The following is a 24,341-nucleotide window of genomic DNA, read 5'->3' on the forward strand; positions in this document are numbered from 1 at the left end:
AATAATATTTGTCCAGATGAGCAACGTATACCCGAATCTGAACTGCTATCGATTCATATATTTTAATGAGTCGTGAATTACCACACCTATTAATTACATATTGATGAAATTTTAAATCTAGACCAAACAACTGGTCCCAATTTTCTTTTTGTGCTTCCAACTCCATTTCTTCAATAATGGACAGCAATTGTATAAAATGCTTTTTTTCCAAGTGTTTTAATGCTTTCACAAAAGCGTTTGTTTCAATCATTAAACGCAATTCAGTCATCTCATCTAAATCACGATTGGTAAACATAGAGACAAATGTGCCTTTACGGGCTCTGTTAACCACTAACTCCTCCTGTTCAAGAATCTTCAATGCCTCTCGCACAGTACTTCGACTGACATCAAATCGCTCTGCAATATCCGTCTCAATCAGCCGATCGCCAAATCCAATTTTCCGTATTAAAATATCTTGGCGAAGTTGTTCAGCAATCAATTCACCTAAAGACTTTTTTAGTAATACGCCATTATCATTCATTGATATTAACTCCTTTTTTTACCTCTTAGAAATGTGTCGACAAGTACATTAGTATTTAGTTAGAGGGGGAATAGAGTGAAACTTCCATCCGGTTTTTACTGAAACATATACGTACAAAGACTACATTCGTCACGTCCTGTGGCAACGCCTTTGTGACCTACTTCCATGTAGGCCCGAACCAATCGGACATTTACTGGCAGTCAATCCCACACTTAGCTATATTGGTTTCTCTTCATTACTTGAGGGGGGCTTACTGCCAGTTATATGCGGGATAAAGTGAGACTTCCATCCGTGGGGAAGTTTATTTATCCCCACGGATGGTTAGACGAACCAATCGGACATTTACTGGCAGTTGATCCCACACTTAGCTATATTGGTTTCTCTTCATTACTTGAGGGGGGCTTACTGCCAGTTATATGCGGGATAAAGTGAGTCTTCCATCCGTGGGGAAGTTTATTTATCCCCACGGATGGTTAGACGAACCAATCGGACATTTACTGGCAGTCGATCCCATACTTAGCTATATTGGTTTCAATTGATTGCGTGATTTGGGGATCTTACTGCCAGTTATATGCGGGATAAATGGACCTTGACTTATTTATTAGAACCTACTATGTTGAAAGTAATTTAATTTTAAGATAGTACAGAATGGGGGAAGCTTATTATGAAAATTCTTGCCTATCAACGCGTCGAAAAGCCTGTGCTTGATGATTTACAAAAAAACCATGACGTTCAATTTTTTAAGAATGTGGATACAAATTCAGATCAAGCTTTCTTAGCTTTTCTTCAACAAGCAGATGGTATTATTGGACTCGATTTAAAGATTGATCGTCAATTATTGGATCGTGCTCCAAACTTAAAAATTGTTAGTAATGTTTCAGTTGGGTACAATAACTTAGATTTAGAAGCATTGACTAATAGAAAGATTATGGCAACTAATACTCCTGGCATTCTGACCGATACAGTCGCTGATATGGTCTTTGGCTTAATACTATCAACAGCTAGAAGGCTCCCCGAACTCAATCAACTCGTAAAATCAGGTAATTGGGTTGAATCACTGGATAGTAGACATTATGGTACTGATGTACATCATAAAACAGTAGGTATTATTGGTATGGGGAGAATCGGCTTTGCCATTGCCCAACGAGCTCATCATGGTTTTGATATGAACATTCTCTACCACAGCCGCACCCGAAAGCCCGAAGCTGAAGAGAAATTTCAGGCAACCTACGCTAGCTTAGATCAATTATTACAGCGTTCTGATTTCGTTTGTCTGATTACACCATTAACTAAAGAAACAAAACATTTGATTGGTCAACGGGAATTTAACTTGATGAAGAAAACAGCTATTTTCATTAACGGTTCTCGCGGAAAGACAATTGTCGAACAGGATTTAATTCAAGCGTTAAAAAACGGCAATATCGCAGGTGCTGGCCTTGACGTATTTGAACAAGAACCTGTCGATCCTAAAAATGATTTATTGAAAATGGATAATGTAGTCACCTTACCCCATATTGGTTCATCGACTCGCGAGACGGAATTAAAAATGTCAGCATTAGCTGCCGAAAATTTGCTTGCAGGTTTACGTGGACAAAAGCCACCTAACTTAATTAATGATACGGTATGGAAATAAAGTGAAACTTCCATCCGGTTTTTACTGAAACATATACGTACTAAGGCTTCATTCGCCACGTCCTGTGGCAACGCCTTTGTGACCTACTTCCATGTAGGCCCGAACCAATCGGACATTTACTGGCAGTCGAACCCACACTTAGCTATATTGGTTTCTCTTCATTACTTGAGGGGGGCTTACTGCCAGTTATATGCGGGATAAAGTGAGACTTCCATCCGTGGGGAAGTTTGTTTATCCCCTCGGATGGTTAGACGAACCAATCGGACATTTACTGGCAGTCGATCCCATACTTAGCTATATTGGTTTCAATTGATTGCGTGATTTGGGGATCTTACTGCCAGTTATATGCGGGATAAATTAGTACGGATATTATTTCCACCTTCGTTCAAGGCAGTCACTTACGTTCTGCCTTAAACGAACCGTTTTGCTATATTTAGGCTAATCGAATATTAGGTTTTACTAATAATTCACGAGGAAAATCTGCTAACACTTCACAGCCTTTATCTGTTACGCGAAAAGATTCACTTATTTCAACCCCCATATGGTCAAGCCATATTCCTGGTATCATATGAAAAGTCATGTTCTCTCTAAGGATTGTATGATCGCCAGCTCTTAGACTAGCAGTATGCTCTCCCCAGTCTGGGGGATAGTTTAATCCCATTGAGTAACCAAGCCTCGAATCTTTTTTTATTCCACTTTTCTCTATAACTCTGCGCCACACAGCCTCTACCTCTTCACAAGAAATACCTGGACGAATGGCATCTAACGTTATATTTATCCCCTCTACTACGACGTCTGCGATATATTGAATATTTTCATCTGGCATACCAAGAAAGATTGTTCTAGCTAAAGGTGAGTGATATCGTTTATAGCAACCAGATAATTCAATAATTACCGGATCACCTTGTCGGAATAGCTCATCTGTCCACGTAAGATGACAAGCTGAAGTTCGATCACCAGTTGGTAATAATGGTACAATTGCAGGGTAATCTCCGCCAAAATCATCTGTTCCCCGGATCTGGGCATGAGCAATTGCTGCAGCAGCATCGGATTGCCTTACTCCAGCATCAATGGAATCAAAAGCAGCCTGCATCGCCCCTTCAGCGATTTTTGATGCAATTTTAATACATTCTATTTCCTGATCAGACTTAATAATTCGTATCCAATTTACTAAATTTGTTCCGTCCTTAAATACAGCATGAGGCAGATTTTCTTTTAGCTTCATAAAATTTTTTGCTGTGAAATAGTAGGCATCAAACTCAGCTGCAATCTTTTTCTTGTCATACTTTTTAGCTTTAATAAAATCACTGACAAACTCCATCGGATGTTTTTCGGAAGACTGGATATAATCATCTGTATATGGATATACATGATCCGCTTCTAACCAAGATGTGTGGAAAGCCGCACTAGCATCTTGCCCTCTGCCAATCCAATAAGGTTGATCCTCATCAATAAAAATGACAAGCAATTGATGTACGTAGAATGACCATGCATCATATCCACTTAAATAATTCATATTAGCTGGATCTGTGACAAGTAAAACCTCAATTCCTTCATTAGCCATACGGTGTTTTGTTTTTATTAACCTTTCATAATATTCAGAAATAGAAAAAAACACCATACAAACCCCTCCATTCATTTAAAGTGAAGCTGCTTGAGTGAAAAACACCAACATCAAAGTAGATCATATAAATATCACAAGAATTAATATTGTTGTTAATTGTAATTTCTTTGATGATTGGAAAAGTTTAACAATCATGGGCGAGGAACTTTTCATTGCCCATGCGTTTAAAAAGACAGTTACAGTAGGCATTAGAAATAAAGTGAAACCTCAATTAGGTTTTTACTAAAACAAACACGTACAAAGGCTTCATTCGCCACGTCCTGTGGCAACGCCTTTGTGGCCTACTTCCATGTAGGCCCGAACCAATCGGACATTTACTAGCAGTGCCCCCCCTCTTACCAATATTGGATTCACTTTATTTGGGGCGCTTACTGCCAGTTATATGCGAGGTAAAAGGGTGGGATTAATAGAACATGCCTGTCGATTGTCGGCATTAAATACAAAATAATGCACACAAATTAAAAAGTATGGAATACGTTATATTTTCTTCTAATGTGTACTATAAATATATGTAATAACACAATAAATGATGAAAATGCTATTTAAAAATGGGCGCAGACAGAGCAATCTCTGCCTCTACCCATTTATTTTGTCACAGACTACACTTGAGAATAGTATAGCAATTGAATGTTTAATCGTCTATATCATTTTTCTGTATTTTATAAATTTATTGACTATTTTCTTTAAATGTGTTTAATTATTGGTAACTTGAATTGTCGACAAACGACAAAGAGAGCCAACCTGAAATCACTACAGTAACTATTCCTCATTCATCATATATCACATTTGCTACTTTTCCCATCTTTCACTTTCAGCTTTTTTATTTGATCCGATTATAGAAAGGAGTTTGTTATATTGGAACCAATTATAAAAAAAGAGGACCTGTTGGAAAAAGATGAGAAGTATCTTTGGCATGGCATGAAAAGATATAACCCTAGCAGTACAATGATTAGCACCAAAGCTGATGGTATCTGGATCACGGATATCGACGGTAATAAATTTCTTGATGCACAGGCAGGATTATGGTGTGTTAATGTAGGTTATGGTCGAGATGAACTAGCTGACGTCTGTGCACATCAATTAAAGGAGATGCCTTATTATCCATTAACACAAAGTCATATACCAGGAATAAAATTAAGTGAAAAATTAAATGAATGGCTAGGCGACGATTATGTTATTTTTTATTCCAATAGTGGATCGGAAGCTAATGAGACAGCCTTCAAAATTGCCCGCCAATATTACCAACAGACTGATGCACCTAATCGCTATAAATTTATTTCACGCTATCGCTCGTATCATGGTAGCACTTTAGCTACATTAGCAGCCGGTGGACAAAATCAACGGGCCTATAAATACGAACCATTAGCATCAGGCTTCGTCCATATCACACCGCCGGATTGCTATCGGAGCCCTTTTACGAACGAAAATGAACAATGCTGTCACCAAGCTGCTGATGAGTTAGATCGCACAATTACTTGGGAGATCAAAGAAACAATTGCTGGATTTATTATGGAGCCAATTATTACTGGCGGCGGAATATTAGTTCCCCACGATAGTTATATGAAAAAAGTTCGTGAGATTTGTGATAAGCACGGTGTCTTATTAATTGCTGATGAAGTTATCAACGGGTTTGGCAGAACAGGGAAGCCCTTCGGATTTATGCATTATGATGTAAAACCAGATATAATTACGATGGCTAAAGGACTAACAAGTGGATATATGCCACTAGCAGCAACTGCTGTAAAACGTGACATATATGAAAAATTCAAAACCTCAACGAAGGAATACGATCATTTCCGTCATGTTAACACATTTGGCGGCAGCCCAGCAGCTTGTGCTGTTGCTATACGAAATTTAGAGATTATGGAAGAGGAACATTTAGTCACTAACGCTGCGAACCTGGGGGAATATTTGCTCGCAGAATTACAAGAACTGTATACGCACCCTAATGTTGGTGATATTCGTGGTAAAGGACTATTAGCTGGTATTGAGCTTATAAAAGATAAACAAACAAAGGAACCAATTGATGAAACCATAGCTGCAGGCGTCGTGAACTATTGTAGAAAAAAAGGCATCATAATTGGCAAAACAAGTGATACGGTTGCAGGCTATAACAATATTATAACGATGTCACCACCGCTTTCTATATCAAGAGATGAAATTAATTATCTAGTAACCATCCTAAAGGATGCTATTGCTGCGATTTAGTATAAAGTGAAACTTCAATCAGTGAGGACTTACTGCCAGTTATATGCGGGATAAATTTCGAACGCCAACACACCCAAAAACAGCATAAAGGCTTTTGGATGTGCGAGTAACGTGTAAAAAAGATTATTCATAAAGGACACTGTTTTCGTTATCTGGAATGGAAGGCGGTCGACACCAGCGGGAAAAGCACGAGGTGAAGACCCCGTAAGCGAGCGCACTTTGCGAGTGCGGAGACTGAGACCGTGCCCGCGGTAAGCGTACCGCCTGAAGCGCAAGATAACAAGGGCATACCGCTCGCCGTTTTTCATCCCTATTGAATACTATTTCTTAGTTAGTCGGCACTAAATTTATACAGGATAACATTCATGACCAACGTCATTTGACAAAGAGCCAATTTAAAAAACTATTTTTTACCTAGAAAAGAGCGCAAACGCCCGATTAGAAGCGTAGCGACTGGAGTTGCACGCAGCTCAACAAGCGCATATTTATCCACATGGGCAAATTTTGCAATTTCCTAAACTATAAAAAAATCGAGTATATACCTTTAACAGGCTATACTCGATTTTAAAGACCTTAGTTATACAATATTGGTGCACCTGGTCCAAGCTCGATACCAAGCAGCATCCACACGACAAGCATAATCGTCCATCCGATAAGGAAGAAAATGGAATACGGTAGCATCGTTGAAATTAACGTACCAATTCCCATTTTTTTATCATATTTTTGTGCGAACGCAATAATAATTGCAAAGTAAGTCATCAGTGGAGAAATAATATTCGTTGAAGAATCTGCAATCCGATACGCCATTTGTGTTAACTCTGGAGAATAGCCTAGTTGCATCATAATCGGTACGAAGATCGGAGCCATCATCGCCCATTTTGCCGAGGCACTACCAATAAAGATATTAATAAAGGCTGCCAATACGATAAATACGAGCACCAATGGTATTCCTGTTAAATTAATATTTTGTAAAAACTCTGCACCATATACGCCTAGCACTAACCCCATGTTAGATTCATTAAAATATGCAACAAACTGTCCCGCGGTAAAAGCTAATACGATAAACATACCCATGGAAGCCATTGTATCTGACAATTGCCCAGCTACATCTTTATCATTTTTAATTGCTTTTGTTACCTTCCCGTACACGAGACCAGGAATAAAGAAGAGAATAGCAATAATTGGTACCAATGAATCCATAAATGGTGAATCAATAATTGGCTGATCACCTGTTCCACGCATAGGAGCTCCTTCAGGTACGATGAGTAAGGCGGTTAAAATGACAGCAATAATAATCGATACAACAGACCAAATTAATCCTTTTTTCTCTATACTGGTTAGCTTCTCAATCTTCTCTCGATACTCCCCTTTGTATTCTCCTAAACGGGGCTCTACAACACGTTCCGTAACCCATGTACCAATAATGGTAAGCACAAAAACGGATACAATGATAAACCACCAGTTCATGGCAATACTCATTGACTCTGCATAAGCTGGATCAATGACAGCAGCACCAGCTATCGTTAACTCTCCGAGTAAAGCATCTGTTCCCGATAAAAATAAATTTGCACTAAACCCGCCAGATACTCCCGCGAAAGCTGCTGCCAGACCGGCTAATGGATGACGACCAATTGCCGCAAATAATAATGCACCAAGCGGTGGTAATACGACATATCCAGCATCCGATGCTACGCTTGACATGATCCCAGCAAACACCAAACCTAATGTTATAAAACGATTCGGTACGGACAGGACAAACCCACGAAGCAATGCACTAATGAGACCAGAGCGTTCTGCAATTCCAATACCTAACATGGTAACTAATACTACTCCAAGTGGGGCAAACCCAATGAAGTTATCCGTCATGCTAGTGAAAATATATTGTATCCCTTCCGCATTTAGCAAATTTTTAATTTCTACCATCTTCCCCTCTTCTCCAGGATGCTCTACACTAATTCCTAGAGGAGAAAGAGCTGCTGATAATAGCAATACAATTAATGCCAATATTGCGAATAATGTAACTGGGTGTGGTAACTTATTTCCAACTACTTCAATGCCATCCAACGAGCGTTGGAATACACCTTTCTTCTTCCCCATATCATTTCTCCTTTCTCTTGTTGTCAAATGGGTAATATTCTGAAAATAAACCTAAAATGTAAGCGCATGTAATCCATTATATAAGGCATATCCATAAATGGAAATAGAAACAAAATAAGTAAAAATAATAATATTTTTCCCAATATTATTCCAATTAAAAAAGATATTTGTGCCAATACTACTACATGAAGGCTAATATCGCTATGATCACCTTCACCAATTGATACATATATGCTCCATAAATAGACTTAAGACAGATTAAAAAAAAAACGGAGCAAAATTCGCTCAGTCCTTATCACTAAATGCTCAGATTTACGCTTCCTCTAGTAGCTATTATGGAATAATAGCTACTGCTTGCTTGACCACCACTCCGGCTGCCCACTTCCCTTTCCGTGGGGTTTGTCCTTCAGCTAACTTTTTTAGCAAAACCCGCTCAAAAAAGTGGATCTTCAGGTCAAACATTTCCCACAGGAGTTGAAGTGGCCGGCCTTCGCTATTATCAGGCTCTACAACGCTAGCATGAAGTAACACAGCTACTTTTATACTCACGGATAGCGATTTTCACTTTACCCATTGTAAAAAAAGTCAACCTATTACTTATGACAAGAATTGTTGCACCTTCTCATAGCGGAGACTAATTACGTAGACTCCTGCGGGATTAGCGCGAGCCGAAAATCCACTTTGCAACGTGTTCTTCTTTGCAAAGTTAGTTGAGGCCGTGCCCGCGGAAAGCGAAGTAATTAGTCGGAGCATTGCCAATATACATCAAACATTTCAGAATAACTACTTGGCTTAACGCAGTCATTGCACTGATTTTATACTTTCTTAACTTATGAAAAAAGGAAGAAATACCGGTGTAGTTTGGTTATCTTTTAAGACAGGATGACTTCTGAGACATACCTATCTATACACCGAGGCTATTTCTCCCCTTTTTCTATTCACATCATTACTCTAGCTACCGTTTAAAATAAGGATTTCCCTTCTGTCCGATCCATAAATCGGATTTTTCCATATGATAGGCAAGTTGCAACAAGCGGTGCTCCTCTCCTTTTCCAGCCATCACTTGAACGCCAAGTGGTAAACCATTATCTGATACATAAACAGGTATCGACATTGCCGGCTGTCCAGTTAAATTAGCCAGTTGTGTAAATGGAGTATAGGTTAAACTAGGTAAAAACATATCATAAATAATGTCCTGCTGCTCTTCGATTCTAGCTAATTGCATCTGTTCAATTAGCCGATCCTTCTCAGCACTGCTCCAAGTGAGTTCTCCTACCTTCGGTGCCGTATACGCAGATGCAGGTGTAATAAAAAAATCGTACCTTTGATGAAAGGTAGCCATCTGTTCAGCGGCAGTATCCCATGATGCAAGGCTGGCAGAAAAGGCAGCTGCTGAAACGGATTGACCAGCAAAATTCAGTAACCATGTCTCCACCTCTACATCATCCGTATCAATCGGGCGACCAATTGATTGCTCGACACTGTTTATCATAGTTGCTATTTCGCCACTGTTCATTAGATAATAGTTTTGCATTAATTGCTTCCCATCAACCTTGGGCTCTGCTTCCTCTACATGAAACCCTTGTTCCTCCAACCAATTTACAGTATCCATAACGGCAATCTTTGCATCGTGTGAAACAGGGGTACCAACTGGCGATTTCGTCGTAAAAGCAATCCGCAACTGTTTCGGTAAATGTTGCTGTATAAATAGCTTATATTCTTCTGAAAATAGTTGCGCTTGAAATGCAGCTTCTGGTTGGATCGTTTGTAATATATCCAGCATACTCGCACTATCTCTAACCGAACGAGTTAGTACAAAATCTATCGCTGCACCATGCCATTGCCGACCAACCCCAGGACCTACCGGAGTTCGTCCCCTCGTTGGTTTTAAACCAAATAATCCCGTAAATGATGCAGGGATGCGAATGGATCCACCACCATCGCTTGCACCAGCAAGCGGGACAATACCTGAAGCGATAGCCGCTGCCGATCCACCACTTGATCCACCAGGAGAGTAGTTTTGATCCCATGGATTCTTTGTTGGCCCATCAACCTCTGGTTCTGTTATATTTTTTAACCCAAATTCTGGTGTATTCGTATGGCCCATGAACTGGAATCCTGCATCTCGAAAAGCTGTAACAAAATGCGCATCCTCATTAGCAATAGACGTTTGTAATAGTCTGGATCCTGAGGTGATTTTTTCTCCAGCTAATCGCTGTGATGTATTCTTTAATAGTACTGGAACTCCAGCAAATGGCCGTTGGAAGGATATTTCCTTTTGTGCTTCAGAAAACGCCTTCTCTCTTCTATGTTGAACAACTGCATTTAAGTTAGGATTCACACGATCAAGTTGTTGAAAGCTTACCTCTAGTAATTCTTTGGGAGTTACTTCCTTTTTCCTAATTAATTCAGCTAAAGCGGTAGCATCCATTTTTATGTATTCTTGAACATTCACTGCTATACCTCTTTTCTCCATGATGCCATTAGTGTATCACTGAATGTTCAAGTTACCAAATCTAATCTATTCTTTTTCATAATTGCTTGCATCGTCTTTTTTCTTCCATGGCGGATCGCCTAATTTATGAAATTTCATATTCATTTTTGATATTGCGAACGGGACTAGAAAAGCGAAAGCCATGTATATATACGTTTTGAAGCTCGGTAAATTGTTTACAAGATTATGCCACATGCTAATCATCTCCCGTCGTCTTCACTTTATCTGATGAACCAACCATTTGTACCTTTGCTGTCACATTGATATTAATCTTGCTTTGAGAATAATAATTTTCTCCTTTATCCCAATCATCCTTCACTGTATTCCAAAATGTATAATGTTTCTGATATAATTTGTCACCAACACCGATAACATCAACTTTTAGCTCTTTTTGCAGTTTATCTTTTGTTTGAGTAGTCATTTTTTCTATTTTATCTTCTACATCCTTTTCTACTTTCTTTATATACGAATCCATACGTACGCTTGCCTTACCAAACCGTTCCGCTACATTTCCATTTACATGAATATCAATTGCTACGTCGATGTCAGTTTTATCTTTTGGAGTCACCTGGATACCTCGATCTACACTCTTTAATTCCACTGTAACCATTTCGCCATTTACGTTTACTTTAATGGACCCATCTGTACTCGTTTCTGTTAAAAACGCTAGCCCTTTAGCTTCCTCATCCATTAAGGAATCAACCATCTCGTTTGTCACACCATAAAAAACTGCTGCTCCTTTATATTGGATAAATTTATCGGCAAAATGTACCTCTGGGATACTATAGCTCCGTTCGCTTAATAGCAGCTCTTGTAATTCTCCAATATGAACGGGCTTTAATGATCCAGCATTCTTATAATTATTTTCCATCAACGAATCCAAATAAAGTGCAGGCACTTTTTCATTGTCAGGCTTAATATCTAGTATCTTTCTTGCTTCCCCTTCTGCAATTACAATGCGGATTCCTCTCCGCATTTCATGATCGCGGATAAACAAGTCCATAATATTGCCAAATAGATTGGGTTCCTTTACTACATCCTCAGATACAATCAAAATCTTTAAATGCTGGTAAAAAGGTACTTGACTGGTTAATGTAGCCATTTCACGATTGACTTGAAAAAGACTTTCTCCAGTAGCAGATATATTTAGATATGCCTTCTGTCCCCCACCTCTTCCTTGCACCGGTGAACCTAAGCCTGAAGGAACAACGAATTGACTTGTCAACATTAACTCATAGGAACCATCCGCTTTCTTTTCTACTAAATCGATAGCGGATCCAACTGCGAAGCCTCGATTTTCGATTTCTACCCGATCCCAGCAGCCCGCTAATACTAATGTCAGCAAACAATAATAGAGAAGAAATACCAGCTTTTTTTTAGACATTTGATCTTCTCCTTTTAATCACTGACATGATAACTAAAAGAACAGTAGCAAATATTGTGATTAAAACACCGTAATAACTAACAAATTCACCAAGTTGAACTACCGTTATTAGATCTTGAGGAAACATGCCAACAAGATATATTAATGGAGCCAGAATATACAATAGTTGAATCTTTTTTAATTTCGAAATAGATTCTAAGGCAAATACCGTCACATCTAAAGACATAGCAGTTGTATTAAAAATCGACATGATCCAGATCACAAAAAAGATAGAGTCAAAACGCTCAAAAAATCCACCAGGAACCTCAATTTCTTTAGCTAATTCAATAATGGGATAGTTTAGGTTTGCGGTTGCTAGATTGCCAAATACACCTAAACATAGCAGATAGATAAAGATGTATAGAACAGGTACAATAGCCATACCAATCGCTGCCATTTTCGGAGCCTTTTTAGGCTTGCGAACGATGGAGGTATAAAAAAGTAATATGGCCAAACCGGTAAAAGAAAATGAGCTTGTTTGCATTGCCTTTAAATGCCCAGATAAATCCGTTTTAAATACAGGCAGATAATTGTCAACACTAAACCAAGCAACTGCGAACCCACCAACAAGGACGGTTATAAAGATAATAATCGGGAAAAACATCATGTTTAACCGAAAGAGTCCTGCTCTAGATCCAGCTATTGCATAAACAACAACCAGTAAAAACGATAATGCAATGACCTCTACCGGAGTCTGATCAAATAAGTATTCCTTCGCAATATCAGAAATAACCCGCATCACAAATGCCGTTAATACAAACCCCTGCAGCGCAAGTAAAATGGTAAGCACGGTTGCAATTGGTCGTGTTACGAGTGATGAAGCATAGCTGAAAAAGGATTGATGTGGATAAGTAGAAGCAAGCTTTGCAATTATCCAAGCAAAGCCAATAAATAGAACACCAACTATGAAAATAGATAACCAACCATCCGCTGATACCGTATTTTTTGCAATTTCTCTAGGTAGAGAAAGGATACCAACACCGATAATGGTAGAAGGAACGGCTATCAATAATTCTTTATCACTAATTGTTTCATCGCCATATTCAAACCACTTCAAACCCTTTTACCCTCCTTATCTCCAGCCTTGGAATCGGTAGGCTGTAAGTATTCCGGACGCTTCGTTAGCATAGGTATCGGCACACGTAGGATTAAATCATCCCAATCTCTAAAGAAGGTTGGCGCAAATGGTGCTGAATACGGAACACCAAAGCTCTTCAGATTTACAATATGAATATTGATCATAATATACGTGAGTACAATACCATATAATCCTAAGAAGGCAGCTGCTAACATAAACGTAAACCGGATTAACCGAAAGGATATCGCTACACTATACAACGGAAGTGTAAAGGAAGCTACTGCCGTTAATGCAACTACGATTACCATAATCGGGCTGACCACGCCTGCGGAAACTGCTGCTTCACCAATTACCAAACCACCTACAATACCGATTGTTTGTCCAATTGTCTTCGGTAACCTTGCCCCTGCTTCCCGTAATAGCTCCATAGTAACTCCCATTAATACAGCTTCAACAAAAGCTGGAAACGGTACACCTTCCCTAGTAGCAGCTATGGAAAAGGCTAGCTGTGATGGTATCATTCCTTGATGAAAGGATACTAGTGCAATATATAACGCCGGAAGAAACATCGTAATAAAAGCCGCTAAATAACGCAGGCATCTTAATAACGTTCCAATTAGCCAGCGCTCATAATAATCTTCTGGAGATTGAAACGTATTGCCTATTGTTGTAGGTGCAATTAATACAAATGGTGTACCATCTAAAATGATGACAAACTTCCCCTGTGTTAGCCCAGCAGCTGCTTTATCTGGTCTTTCCGTATTATCTACCTGCGGAAAAGGTGATAAAAAACTATCCTCAATCCATTGTTCGATAAAACCAGATTCAAGCGCATCATCTGTATCAATCGCTTCTAATCGACGATTTACTTCCTTTAAGATATCTGGATGAATAATCCCTGATATATAAGCCACTACGAGCTTCTTTTTCGATCTTCTACCAATTTCATGGGTCTTAAAATGTAGATTTGGATCACGGATTTGCCGGCGAAGAAGCACCATATTTGTCCGTAAATTCTCGACAAACCCCTCTCTGGGACCTCGTATTAATGATTCTGACACTGGTTCTTCAATCGAACGGTTTTCCCACATCTTTGTATCCAATAATAAGACACGATCCACGCCATCGAGGACAAACACAGAACCACCTGAGAGTAGCGAAAGCATTAGTTCATCCATGGTATTCACATTTTGAATACTTGTTAAACTGATTAGCTCTTCATGAATAATCGCAAGTAGATTTGGCTTATCTGTACTTGTCAGCTTTTTATTTCTTTCGATAATCTCTAAATTTTTTAGAACATTTTCTTCTATCGTAGCCTTATCACTAAGACCATCTATGTAAACAATCGCGCACTTATGTTCTCCTAAATGGAATCTCCTCATAACTAAATCATTTGGAGAATCAAGCATCTCTTTTATACTTTCCAAGTTATCGTCAATATTCGCATCTAAATACCGGGAAAAATTCTCATCATTAGCGCTTATCCCTTTTTTACTTTTTCTTTTAAATATGGAGCGAGCAGCCACAGCATCACCTTCAATATAGAGTATTTCTACTCTTTTTTTGCCCTACTTCCTAATAATTTATACAAATTGCTTTTTCCCTAAATACTGTATAATAATTCATTTTCCACAGAAACTACAAAAGATAGTTATTTAACCTGTATAGAATGACGCATATAATAGGAAGGAGTTTTACTTTTGGGAAATCATCAATCTATTGCTCTCTCTGCTGCCGATATATCTTCACTTTGGACTACATACCAAAGCGATACCGTAACAAGGTGTGGACTTCAATATTTTCTAAATCATGTAGAGGATACAGATATTAAACAGATACTCCAAGAGGCACATTCTTTAGTAGAAAAGCATATTGCTCATATTGAAGAAATATTTCATACAGAGGGTATACCAATCCCACATGGGTTCATGGATGAGGATGTTGATATTCACGCACCACGTCTTTTCTCTGATCACCTTTATTTAGAATACACACATAACATGACCATTCTAATGATGAGCACTTATAGCATGGCACTTTCCGTTGCAGATCGCGACGATGTTATTGACTATTATTCGACGAACCTTGAATTAGCTAAAGATCTCCATAAACGAACAAAAGAATTAGAAAAGGAAAAGGGTATATATATTCGTACTCCACGTATTCCTAAACAGTCCAATGTGGAATTTATACAAAAGAAAAACTTTATTTCCGGATGGTTCGGTGACCGCAGGCCATTACTTGGTATGGAAATAACCAATTTAGTCTTTCATGCTAAGCGAAATGCATTAGGGCATGCAGTTATTACTGGTTTTAGCCAAGTGGCACAATCAAAAGAAGTTAGAAAGTTTTTTGAAAGAGGTAGAGATATATCAGGAAAGCATTTAGAAGTATTCACATCCATTCTACATGAAGATTTTTTATCTGATGGAGCACTTCTATTGACTTCTGAGGTAACTGATTCAACAAAGCCACCATTTTCTGATCGATTAATGATGACCTTTGTTTCCACCCTCATCGCATCTAGTATGGGGCAATACGGCGTTGCACTTTCTACTAGCCCACGTCATGACCTGAGCATACAATATACTCGTTTAATCGCTGAAGTTGCCAAATATGCAGATGATGGAACGAAAATCCTGATTGAAAATGGTTGGTTAGAGCAACCACCAATGGCAGCTAATCGTAAAGAATTAGCGAAATAGGGCTTTGTATGGAGCAGAAATTATCAAAGAAGAGTAGAAAATTAGAAGTGCTACTGTGGAGTATTGCATTACCAGGTTTTGGCCAGTTATTAAACCAAAAGTACGTAAAAGGTTTATTGTTAGTCGGACTAGAATTTATCATTAATATCATGGGGAACTTTAACCAGATTATTATTTTAAGCTTTCACTTTAGAATCGAAGAAGCAATCGAGGCAACGAATTATCTATGGCTGATGTTCTATCCTTGTCTATATTTTTTTAGTATTTGGGATGCCTATCGAGATGCTGGTGGTGGAAAAAGGCCGTTTGCATATCTTCCTCTTGTGTTCTCGGCATATTTTGTAACAGTAGGTTTAATATTTTCATCTAATCTTACATTATTTGGGCACTTAATCGGTCCTATGTGGTTGCCAATCTTATTTTTACCAATTGGCTTAGGTATTGGAGGAATTATTCAATGGATACTCCTAAAAGTACTTAAAAATAAAACGGATGCAAATGCCTAAAAAGCTCTCGTGATAACTCGAGAGCTTTAAACGATTAAATATATTCTATTATCGTAGTTTAAATTTTTTTACAAGTTCATTTAAGTCTTCAGCAAGCTTTGCTAATTGCTGTGAACTATCGACTACTTCCTCCATTGAACTACTAGACTGCTGAGCTGCTGCAGATGTCTGTTCAATACCTGCAGATGACTCTTCCGTAATAGACGCAATCTCTTGAATAGATTCATTCATTTTATTACTATTTGAAGTCATTTCTGCTAGATTGTCTGCCATACTATTTATTGTATGAACCATCTCCGTAACAAACATAGAAATTCCATTGAATGTTTCTTGAGTTGATTTAATCTGTGATGTCCCTTCTTCTACCTCTGTATAACTTCCTTGTAAAGATTCCGTTACAAGCGTTGAATTCTGTTGGATATTAGAAACGATTTTTGTAATATCTGTCACAGATTCACCTACCTGCTCAGCAAGCTTCCTTACCTCATCTGCCACTACAGCAAATCCTTTACCATGTTCTCCTGCTCTTGCAGCTTCGATGGCAGCATTTAATGCTAATAAATTTGTCTGATCCGCAATGTCTCTTATTACATTTACTAGACTAGATATTTCCTGTGATTGCACGTCTAGATCCTTCACTTTATGAACAGCATCTTTAACAATTTCATCGATTTTGACCATTTGGGCAGAAGAAGATTTCATCATTGAATCTCCTTCTTCAGTCATCGTTAAAATCTCATTTGATGCTTGTTGTATAAGTGCTCCTTTATCATTTGTTTCCCGAACCTTTGTTGTAAAGTTGTCCATGTTCAAGGCAAGGTCACTCGCGTTGTTTGCTTGTGTTTCCGATCCAGCTGACAACTCTTGCATCGTAGTTGCTACTTGCTCTGATCCAGCTTTTACGTCATTCGCTGTTTGTGACAATGACTCGCTATGATTACCTACCGTCTCAGAAACGGAACCAATTCTTCCCAGAAGTTGATTCGTATTTTGATTCATTTCATTGGTAGCATTTATTAACTGCCCTAATTCGTCCTTTAATGATGTTTGTAAAGGCTCATGATGAAGCTCACCTTTTGCGATTAATTTCATTCGTTTTGTTACGTTAAAGATTGGTCTCGAAATAACACGAACAATAAATAGTTCTATAGCTATACTTATGATGGCTACTAACACGGTAACTACAATTATAACGATATGAGTAGATTTCCCATCGTCTATAATCGATTGCCCGTCATCCGTAATTTCTTCCTTCGTTACTGTAAGAGACTCTTCTAGCCTTGACCGAAATTCACTTTCTAATGGTTCTACCTCGCTTGTCATCTTCGTCATTGCTTGTTCTCTATTTCCAGCGTCATAAATAGAAAATACTGACTCTACCGATTCTTCCCATTGATTTTTCATATGTATTAGTTCTTTAATCTCTTCATCGTTACCATTTTTGGCAAGCTGTTCTTCTAACGTTTTGTTTTCTTCCTTTATTGCTTCGTATCGCTGTTTATAATCAGCTGCATTATATAGTAAATATCCTCTAGCTAGCCCCGTTTGCTGTGCCAAATTTGCGTTTATTTCTTCAGCAACGCTAACATACGGTAGATCTTGCTCAATCATCTCTTCCACTTGATGATTTGTTTTGCCTACGAAAATAAAATTATATATACCTAAGAGACAGCTTGAAATAATAACAATTGAAAAGCTTACATATAGCTTATTTTTTATATGCTTAAAATTCATTATTTTTTCCATCTACCCAAACCCCTTTTCAGATAAGATACTTCACAACCTCTATATGTGTTTTATCGGAATTATTTTTAGGTAAATGTATATCCTTTTTAATTTTTGTATAATTCAGTTTATTAAACAAGTTGTTTCTTTGATCTATGTTGCTTGAACAAGTATACTAATTATAGGAATTTTTGCAGTTTAGGATTTGAGGTTGGGTAAATTTGAAGAAGAAAAAAACTGGCGATCCCAGAATAAGAAGAACCATCGCGTTTTTAAAAAAATCCCTTATTCTTTTAATGAAAGAAAAACAGATACATGAAATAACCATTAAGGATCTTTGTGAAAAAGCTGGAGTAACAAGACAAACATTCTATCTCCGATTCGATGATCTTGATCAATTTGTTCACTATGTTTCTAATTTAATACTTGAGGACTTTCATGAGAAGTTAGAGGTTAACGAATCGCAGACAGAGCTAAAAGATATGAATCTGGATAATTATACGATCTTTATCCGCCTGTTTGAGCATATCCTCGATAATCAAGCTTTTTATGAATCACTACTTGCTAAAAATACAGGATCTCCCTTCGCTACAGGCTTCAAAAAAGAACTCTATCATTTTATTGAAGCAGGGCTTTCGATGGTCTCTCCTAACGATGAAACAATAGCAGCACCAAGAGAAGTTATTATTGTATATACAACAGCTGCCTATTTTGAAGTCATCGTTTGGTGGATAAATAACAACTATCCTTATTCGAAAGAAAAAATGGCACAAATCTTACTTCACTTATCTGTTAAAGGTCCTTATAAATAAAAATAACCCAGCAATGTGCTAACTGGGTTATTTTTATTTATGTTAGAAAGCATTGACTACACTTCTATAAAGCGGTCCAACCACCATCGATAACTAACTCAGCTCCCGTCATAAAGCGAGATTCATCAGATGCAAGGAATAACGCGCCATATGCCACATCTTCTGGCTTACCTAAATAAGGAAGCTGTGTAAATGTATGATAGTATTGCATCGCATCTTTCATAGAAGGTGCTGTCATCGGTGTTTCAATAATTCCTGGATGCAATGAGTTAACGCGAATATGATCTTTTGCATAATCTACTGCTGCTGACTTAGATAAGGATCGAAGTGCACCTTTCGCTGCAGTATATGGGCTTGTCCCAGCCATTCCAACAATTCCTCCGATAGAAGAAATATTAATGACAGATCCCCCACCTTGTTTTTGCATTTCTGGAATGACATACTTCATCCCTATAACACAGCCATTCAAATTAATATCCATTACTTTATTCCATTCATTCATTCCCATTGTAGCAATAGTTTCTGGGCTAGATACACCAGCGTTATTTACCAAAATATCAATTTTCCCATATGCTTTCAGCGCTTCAGCAATGACCTGCTTCCACTCTTCCTCTAACGTAACATTATGTTGAAAGGCTATTGCATCTCCACCATTATCCTTTATATCATCTATTACTTTATTTAATATATCTGTTTGAATATCAGTTGCAATAATTTTTGCTCCTTCTTCAGCAAATAGCTTTGCTTCCATTGCCCCCATGCCATTGGCAGCTCCAGTAATTAACGCTACCTTATTATCTAATCGACCCATGTTCCTCATCCCTTCTTAGAAAAGAATTTGTTTTACAGATGAAGTATATCATTTAAGTTGTTTAATTGACAAATAATTTACTTAGTGTAAATTATTAAAAGATGTCGTTTTTATCCTATAGGAAGAACGCTTCATTAGTTCCGTATAGAAAGGATGACTAGTATTTATTTTTTTATAACTAAAAGAGCTTATAGGAGGAACCTCTTGGTTATCTACAAGCTCTTTTTTACGCTACAACTATTTGCTTTTCGTGTACGAACGTCCTTCTTCCGTAGGCGTATTATAGTCCAACCCTTCCTCTATTGAAGAAGAGCTTTGTTCATATGATAATACAAATATTAATGGTGCTTAGTCACGCACAACTTTCTATAGTATCCTTTTCAATAGGACTTTTATCTAACCTCTTGCCCAAAAGCGCTGTTTCGTCATTGCTTTAATAAATTCATCTGCAAACAATTCTGGTGTCTGCTCTATTAGCACACCAGGCTGACCATCTATGCCTAAAGATTCAATAATGGTAGAAGCTTCCTCAGAAGCACCAATGGGTTTATAGTGATTATAAGATTCTACAACATAGGATTTTGTTTTCCAAATAAAATCATTTCCCATATGATCTCCACCGACAACATACAATCCATCATATAAAAGAGGAGAACCCGTCAAAAAGCTATTATCCACCTTCCACTTTTCCCCGTTCTCCCCTGTGACCGTTCCTAAATCTTTAGCAATAATTACTGGCTGAAGTCCTACTGCTTTCCATTGATTCAATATTGCCCTCGTTACGCTCTCGTTAAATCCTTGGGCAATAATTACACCTACACGCAACGTATCAGGACGAAATATTGTATTTGCCATGCTCACAGCTGGTGATTTCTTGGTTACCGTCGACGCTTCAACATCTGGAATCTCTGCACCAACATTTCGAGCCACACTAGCGGCCAATTTACTACTGATACGTCCTAACATATTTACTACCTGTTGTCTTACAGATATACTATTGACTTTCCCTAATTCAAAACTAAATGCATCAATGATGTGCTCTCGTTCAACCTTTGTCATACTATTCCAGAACAGACGAGCCTGTGAGAAATGATCCATAAAACTCCTTGCTGTTGCCCTAATTTTTATGCCTTCGACTGTGGAAGGATAGGTTACATAACCGCCTTTACTACCTGGTACTGTATAAGGTGTATTATTCGCAAGGGAATTATTATGATAAGCAACCTGCCCTTTATCGATAGTAATTCTAGCAGCACCATCTCTCTGGTTATTATGAACAGGACAAATAGGTCGATTTATTGGCAGTTCTTTAAAATTGGTTCCTACTCTGTAAAACTGCGTATCTGTATAAGAAAACAAACGCCCTTGCAGTAATGGATCATTCGTAAAATCAATACCTCGAACAATATTACCTGGATGAAGTGCTAGTTGCTCCGTTTCTGCAAATACATTATCAACATTTTTATTTAGCGTCATCTTTCCAATGATTTGAACAGGAACATCTTCTTCTGGCCAAATTTTCGTTGAATCTAAAATATCGAAATCAAAATTAAATTCATCCTCTTCTTCAAGTACTTGAATCCCTAGTTCCCATTCTGGGTAATTGCCTGCTTCAATGTTCTCCCATAAATCTCGTCTATGATAATCAGCATCAGCCCCTCCAAGCTTTTGTGCTTCATCCCAAATTAAAGAATGAACCCCTAGCTTCGGTTTCCAATGAAACTTTACAAACCGTGATGTTCCCTCTTTATTTACGAAGCGAAAGGTATGTACACCAAACCCTTCCATCATTCGAAAGCTTCTAGGTATCGTACGATCAGACATAATCCACATCATCATATGTGCTGATTCTTGATTATTTGCAATGAAATCCCAAAATGTATCGTGTGCCGTTTGTCCTTGTGGTATTTCATTATGAGGCTCTGGTTTTACAGCATGTATGAGATCTGGAAACTTAATACCATCTTGAATAAAAAAGACAGGAATATTATTTCCTACTAAATCAAAATTCCCCTCTTCTGTGTAGAACTTTGTAGCAAACCCTCGTACATCACGATTGGTTTCATTCACACCTCTTGAACCCGCTACTTGAGAAAAACGAAGAAAAACAGGTGTCTTTACAGATGGGTCCTGCAAGAACTTTGCCGTTGTTAGCTTCTCTTGAGACTCATATACCTGAAAATAACCATGGGCTGCATAACCGCGAGCATGAACAACACGCTCTGGTATACGCTCGCGATCAAAGTGAGTCATCTTTTCACGCATCATAAAATCTTCTAAAAGCTGCGGTCCCCTAATCCCTGCTTTTAACGTATCCTCATCATTGGAAACTTTAACACTTTCTTCTGTAGTCATAATCTTTCCATAGTTATCCCTTACAAATTCATTCAACTGCTCTTGCTTTTTATTCTCATGTTTCCGTTCACTCTCTTTTCCCACGATGTAAACCTCCTCTTTCGATGCTTGAAAAAGCACATGATTCTACAATAGATTCTATTCTCTAAAAATAGAATTATTCAAAAAAGAGGAGATGGACAATCAATAGTTGACTACGAGTGAATATATGATGCTTTACAGTATGTGATACCAACAAGTGAAAATAGCCTGTTCCCTTCATTTAGCCCATCAGATTAAACTTTTCAAATTTATCGCTGCTAACCTTTCTTATTAAAAATCCATGTGCAATAATACTGAAATGCGTCCTGCATCATGTCTTGTTGTATGATGAATAAATACAAAAAGTAGCCACAACGCTGCAGCTACTTTTTATGTAATGACAAATATACTATTCTTCATCGTCTAGATAGCGATTAGACAATTTCTCCTTATGTACTTGAAATACTTCTTCTAACGAAATATTATATTTGTTAGCAATCACTGTAACATTGCCCAGTACATCCCCCAGTTCTTCTATTAATTCTTGCTTATTTTCCTCGAAAGTATTATTTGCTTCATCGGGACGATCACGACCGATTTCTAGTGACCTTATCGCTCTCGCTACTTCCCCAGTTTCCTCCGCTAGAAAACCGATTCGAATAAATACATTTAAATCAGACCATCCTCGATGATTATAATAATCCTTTACCCATTTCTGCCATTGTTCTATATTCATTACCCATCCTCCCTTTTCACTAAAATACTAACATACCATACATGCTACATGTGCAAGACAAGTTTAGAGTTATGAAAAAATATAAGTCAGCCATATAAAATCCATAGATAGACGATGATTCCTATACCGAAGTGGGATAAAGTGTACTAATTAAGGAAATTTATAGGAACAATTGTAATAATTTACATAATTCTTCTATAATAGAATAAAGGGAGCGTAAAATGATAAATGAGAGGGGGAGTTATTGTTGGGAGACAAACAAGTTCAAAAAAGAGGCTGGAAACATTTCACTATTTTCACTATCATTGTAGGCTTGATTGTAGGAACTACCTCTGTTATATCTGATAACTTATTTTTGCTTGGTGACATATCATTTACTAAATTTGTTATTTCCTATTTATCCATTATGATTAACTCCTTGCCAATGTGGTTTATACTAGCAATGTTTGTAGGCTATACATTTTCAAGAAGCTTGAAGGAAGCAGCTTTATTTGCAGTCATTTATACAATTGTTACAATTACATTTTATTTTGTAATTGGCTATTTTTATGATGATAATGCAATCTCAACGCCTATTACTACATATGTAGAGTGGTATGGAGCTTCTGCGCTAGGAGGGCTTATTGGTGGTGTTATTGGGTTCTTCCTAAGAAAAACACCATTTGTATTATTAATCTTACTTGCAGGCTTGCTTTTACAATTGTATATAAATGGTATGAGTAGTTGGAATAACATTATTGGTATATCACAAAATATTACCTTTTGTTTAATGATATTATCCATTCTTATTTACTTAGTTACTAGCAAAATAAGTAGTTGTCCAAAAACGCAGCTCCCTAATAGCATGTCTAGATAAACGATTAATAAAAACAACTAACGAATACCGAAAAATTTTAAGCAAAGCAAAAAGGACAAGCGGTTTGATAACTCCTAACAATAGTTCCATGTGCAGTATATGTGTCGTTACTATTTGTACATGGATCTGTTATGAACTTCTTTAGTTCACTCCCAACTTCTTTGTATTGCATTTAATTACAGTGAATCTAGTGAAAAAATACAGAGATATTTTCGAGAACGCGAATATTCTAAGCAAATTCTCATTTAACACTTAACAAAATCTCAGATTAATTCCTTATTTTGTTAATAAAGGAGTTGGATAAAAAATGAAAATTAGTGTTCTGGTAATTAGTTTACTATTACTTACTTCATGTAATGGAAGCTATCAATCATTAGTGAGTAAGAAGACCGAACAAGCACCTCTCTCTCACCAATCAGATCATCCATTACATGATTTAGTTGAATATCCCATTATTAGCGATGTGGTCGACATGAAAGAAATGGATTGGGATATAACAAAAGATAATCTTTATAAGCGCGTTATCCTTTTTAAAAAGAATGGTGAAATAAAATATAAATCAATTTATATTAAAAAAACCAATAGGTTAAAGCTAGTGAAACTTGATGAAGGACTTCTTTATAATAAAATTATCCAATAATTAACGATAATATCATATCGAATTTAGTTTGAGAAATAAATAAATAAATAATAATAACCATATTTGCGGGCGCAGCACACGACTATTTAACAGG

Annotated in this window: 20 protein-coding genes; 7 read left to right on the plus strand and 13 right to left on the minus strand. The window is 37.5% G+C overall.

The window, feature by feature from the left end; translation table 11 throughout:
* On the minus strand, positions 1-520 hold a 520-nt coding region (locus tag JUJ52_RS16420; protein ID WP_228089044.1), incomplete at its 3' end, for a GntR family transcriptional regulator.
* 664 nt (positions 521-1,184) lie between these two features.
* On the opposite strand from JUJ52_RS16420, the gene JUJ52_RS16425 reads away from it, so the two are divergent.
* Entirely contained in the window at positions 1,185-2,153 is a 969-nt protein-coding gene (locus JUJ52_RS16425) for a 2-hydroxyacid dehydrogenase (protein ID WP_205389602.1), read from the plus strand.
* A 433-nt stretch (positions 2,154-2,586) separates the two neighbouring features.
* Here the strand turns inward: JUJ52_RS16425 and JUJ52_RS16430 are convergent, their stop codons facing one another.
* Positions 2,587-3,774 carry a M24 family metallopeptidase gene (locus JUJ52_RS16430; protein WP_205389601.1) on the minus strand — a complete coding sequence of 396 codons (1,188 nt, stop codon included), beginning with the start codon at positions 3,772-3,774 and terminating at the stop codon, positions 2,587-2,589.
* Positions 3,775-4,632: 858 nt separating this feature from the next.
* Between JUJ52_RS16430 and JUJ52_RS16435 the strand changes: the two genes are divergently transcribed.
* On the plus strand, positions 4,633-5,985 hold the full coding sequence (locus JUJ52_RS16435) for an aspartate aminotransferase family protein (RefSeq protein WP_205389600.1): 1,353 nt from the start codon (positions 4,633-4,635) through the stop codon (positions 5,983-5,985).
* A 573-nt stretch (positions 5,986-6,558) separates the two neighbouring features.
* Here JUJ52_RS16435 and JUJ52_RS16440 read toward each other — a convergent pair.
* The 7 genes from JUJ52_RS16440 to JUJ52_RS16470 all read right to left on the minus strand — a co-directional run bounded on the left by JUJ52_RS16440 (position 6,559) and on the right by JUJ52_RS16470 (position 14,606).
* Positions 6,559-8,082, minus strand: a complete 1,524-nt coding sequence (locus JUJ52_RS16440) for an AbgT family transporter (protein WP_026681860.1) — start codon at positions 8,080-8,082, stop codon at positions 6,559-6,561.
* Between the two features lie 333 nt (positions 8,083-8,415).
* A complete protein-coding gene (locus tag JUJ52_RS16445; protein WP_121604416.1) occupies positions 8,416-8,631 on the minus strand; it encodes a hypothetical protein in 216 nt (71 codons plus the stop codon).
* A gap of 406 nt (positions 8,632-9,037) precedes the next feature.
* The gene (locus JUJ52_RS16450) at positions 9,038-10,537 is read right to left on the minus strand and encodes an amidase (RefSeq protein WP_205389598.1); all 1,500 of its coding nucleotides are present in this window, start codon (positions 10,535-10,537) and stop codon (positions 9,038-9,040) included.
* Positions 10,538-10,603: 66 nt separating this feature from the next.
* Positions 10,604-10,771 carry a hypothetical protein gene (locus JUJ52_RS16455; protein ID WP_205389597.1) on the minus strand — a complete coding sequence of 56 codons (168 nt, stop codon included), beginning with the start codon at positions 10,769-10,771 and terminating at the stop codon, positions 10,604-10,606.
* A 1-nt stretch (position 10,772) separates the two neighbouring features.
* Positions 10,773-11,960, minus strand: a complete 1,188-nt coding sequence (locus tag JUJ52_RS16460) for a Ger(x)C family spore germination protein (RefSeq protein WP_205389596.1) — start codon at positions 11,958-11,960, stop codon at positions 10,773-10,775.
* On the minus strand, positions 11,953-13,056 hold the full coding sequence (locus JUJ52_RS16465) for a GerAB/ArcD/ProY family transporter (RefSeq protein WP_205389595.1): 1,104 nt from the start codon (positions 13,054-13,056) through the stop codon (positions 11,953-11,955). The genes JUJ52_RS16460 and JUJ52_RS16465 overlap by 8 nt, the downstream gene beginning before the upstream one ends.
* On the minus strand, positions 13,053-14,606 hold the full coding sequence (locus tag JUJ52_RS16470) for a spore germination protein (protein WP_308036049.1): 1,554 nt from the start codon (positions 14,604-14,606) through the stop codon (positions 13,053-13,055). Before JUJ52_RS16470 ends, JUJ52_RS16465 begins: the two co-directional genes overlap by 4 nt.
* Before the next feature lie 174 nt (positions 14,607-14,780).
* Between JUJ52_RS16470 and JUJ52_RS16475 the strand changes: the two genes are divergently transcribed.
* Both JUJ52_RS16475 and JUJ52_RS16480 read left to right on the plus strand, forming a co-directional pair.
* Positions 14,781-15,785, plus strand: a complete 1,005-nt coding sequence (locus tag JUJ52_RS16475) for a DUF3231 family protein (protein WP_205389594.1) — start codon at positions 14,781-14,783, stop codon at positions 15,783-15,785.
* A gap of 8 nt (positions 15,786-15,793) precedes the next feature.
* Positions 15,794-16,291 (plus strand): hypothetical protein, encoded by a 498-nt coding sequence (locus JUJ52_RS16480; protein ID WP_034679252.1) that lies wholly within the window; start codon positions 15,794-15,796, stop codon positions 16,289-16,291.
* 48 nt (positions 16,292-16,339) lie between these two features.
* Here the strand turns inward: JUJ52_RS16480 and JUJ52_RS16485 are convergent, their stop codons facing one another.
* Entirely contained in the window at positions 16,340-18,037 is a 1,698-nt protein-coding gene (locus JUJ52_RS16485; protein ID WP_226983623.1) for a methyl-accepting chemotaxis protein, read from the minus strand.
* Between the two features lie 200 nt (positions 18,038-18,237).
* Between JUJ52_RS16485 and JUJ52_RS16490 the strand changes: the two genes are divergently transcribed.
* Entirely contained in the window at positions 18,238-18,828 is a 591-nt protein-coding gene (locus tag JUJ52_RS16490; protein ID WP_205389593.1) for a TetR/AcrR family transcriptional regulator, read from the plus strand.
* A 64-nt stretch (positions 18,829-18,892) separates the two neighbouring features.
* Here JUJ52_RS16490 and JUJ52_RS16495 read toward each other — a convergent pair whose 3' ends face one another.
* From JUJ52_RS16495 to JUJ52_RS16505, 3 genes are all read right to left on the minus strand, one after another.
* Complete coding sequence (locus JUJ52_RS16495) at positions 18,893-19,639, minus strand: SDR family NAD(P)-dependent oxidoreductase (RefSeq protein ID WP_205389592.1); 747 nt, start codon at positions 19,637-19,639, stop codon at positions 18,893-18,895.
* 396 nt (positions 19,640-20,035) lie between these two features.
* A complete protein-coding gene (locus JUJ52_RS16500) occupies positions 20,036-22,078 on the minus strand; it encodes a catalase (RefSeq protein WP_226983622.1) in 2,043 nt (680 codons plus the stop codon).
* A 346-nt stretch (positions 22,079-22,424) separates the two neighbouring features.
* Complete coding sequence (locus JUJ52_RS16505; RefSeq protein WP_026681849.1) at positions 22,425-22,751, minus strand: MazG nucleotide pyrophosphohydrolase domain-containing protein; 327 nt, start codon at positions 22,749-22,751, stop codon at positions 22,425-22,427.
* Positions 22,752-22,998: 247 nt separating this feature from the next.
* Between JUJ52_RS16505 and JUJ52_RS16510 the strand changes: the two genes are divergently transcribed.
* Both JUJ52_RS16510 and JUJ52_RS16515 read left to right on the plus strand, forming a co-directional pair.
* On the plus strand, positions 22,999-23,607 hold the full coding sequence (locus tag JUJ52_RS16510; RefSeq protein ID WP_051388347.1) for a hypothetical protein: 609 nt from the start codon (positions 22,999-23,001) through the stop codon (positions 23,605-23,607).
* A gap of 307 nt (positions 23,608-23,914) precedes the next feature.
* Entirely contained in the window at positions 23,915-24,247 is a 333-nt protein-coding gene (locus JUJ52_RS16515; protein WP_051388346.1) for a hypothetical protein, read from the plus strand.
* Positions 24,248-24,341 lie beyond the last annotated feature (94 nt).

The sequence above is a fragment of the Virgibacillus sp. AGTR genome (genome assembly GCF_016919725.2).
In the GTDB taxonomy this organism is placed as follows: domain Bacteria; phylum Bacillota; class Bacilli; order Bacillales; family Amphibacillaceae; genus Virgibacillus; species Virgibacillus salarius.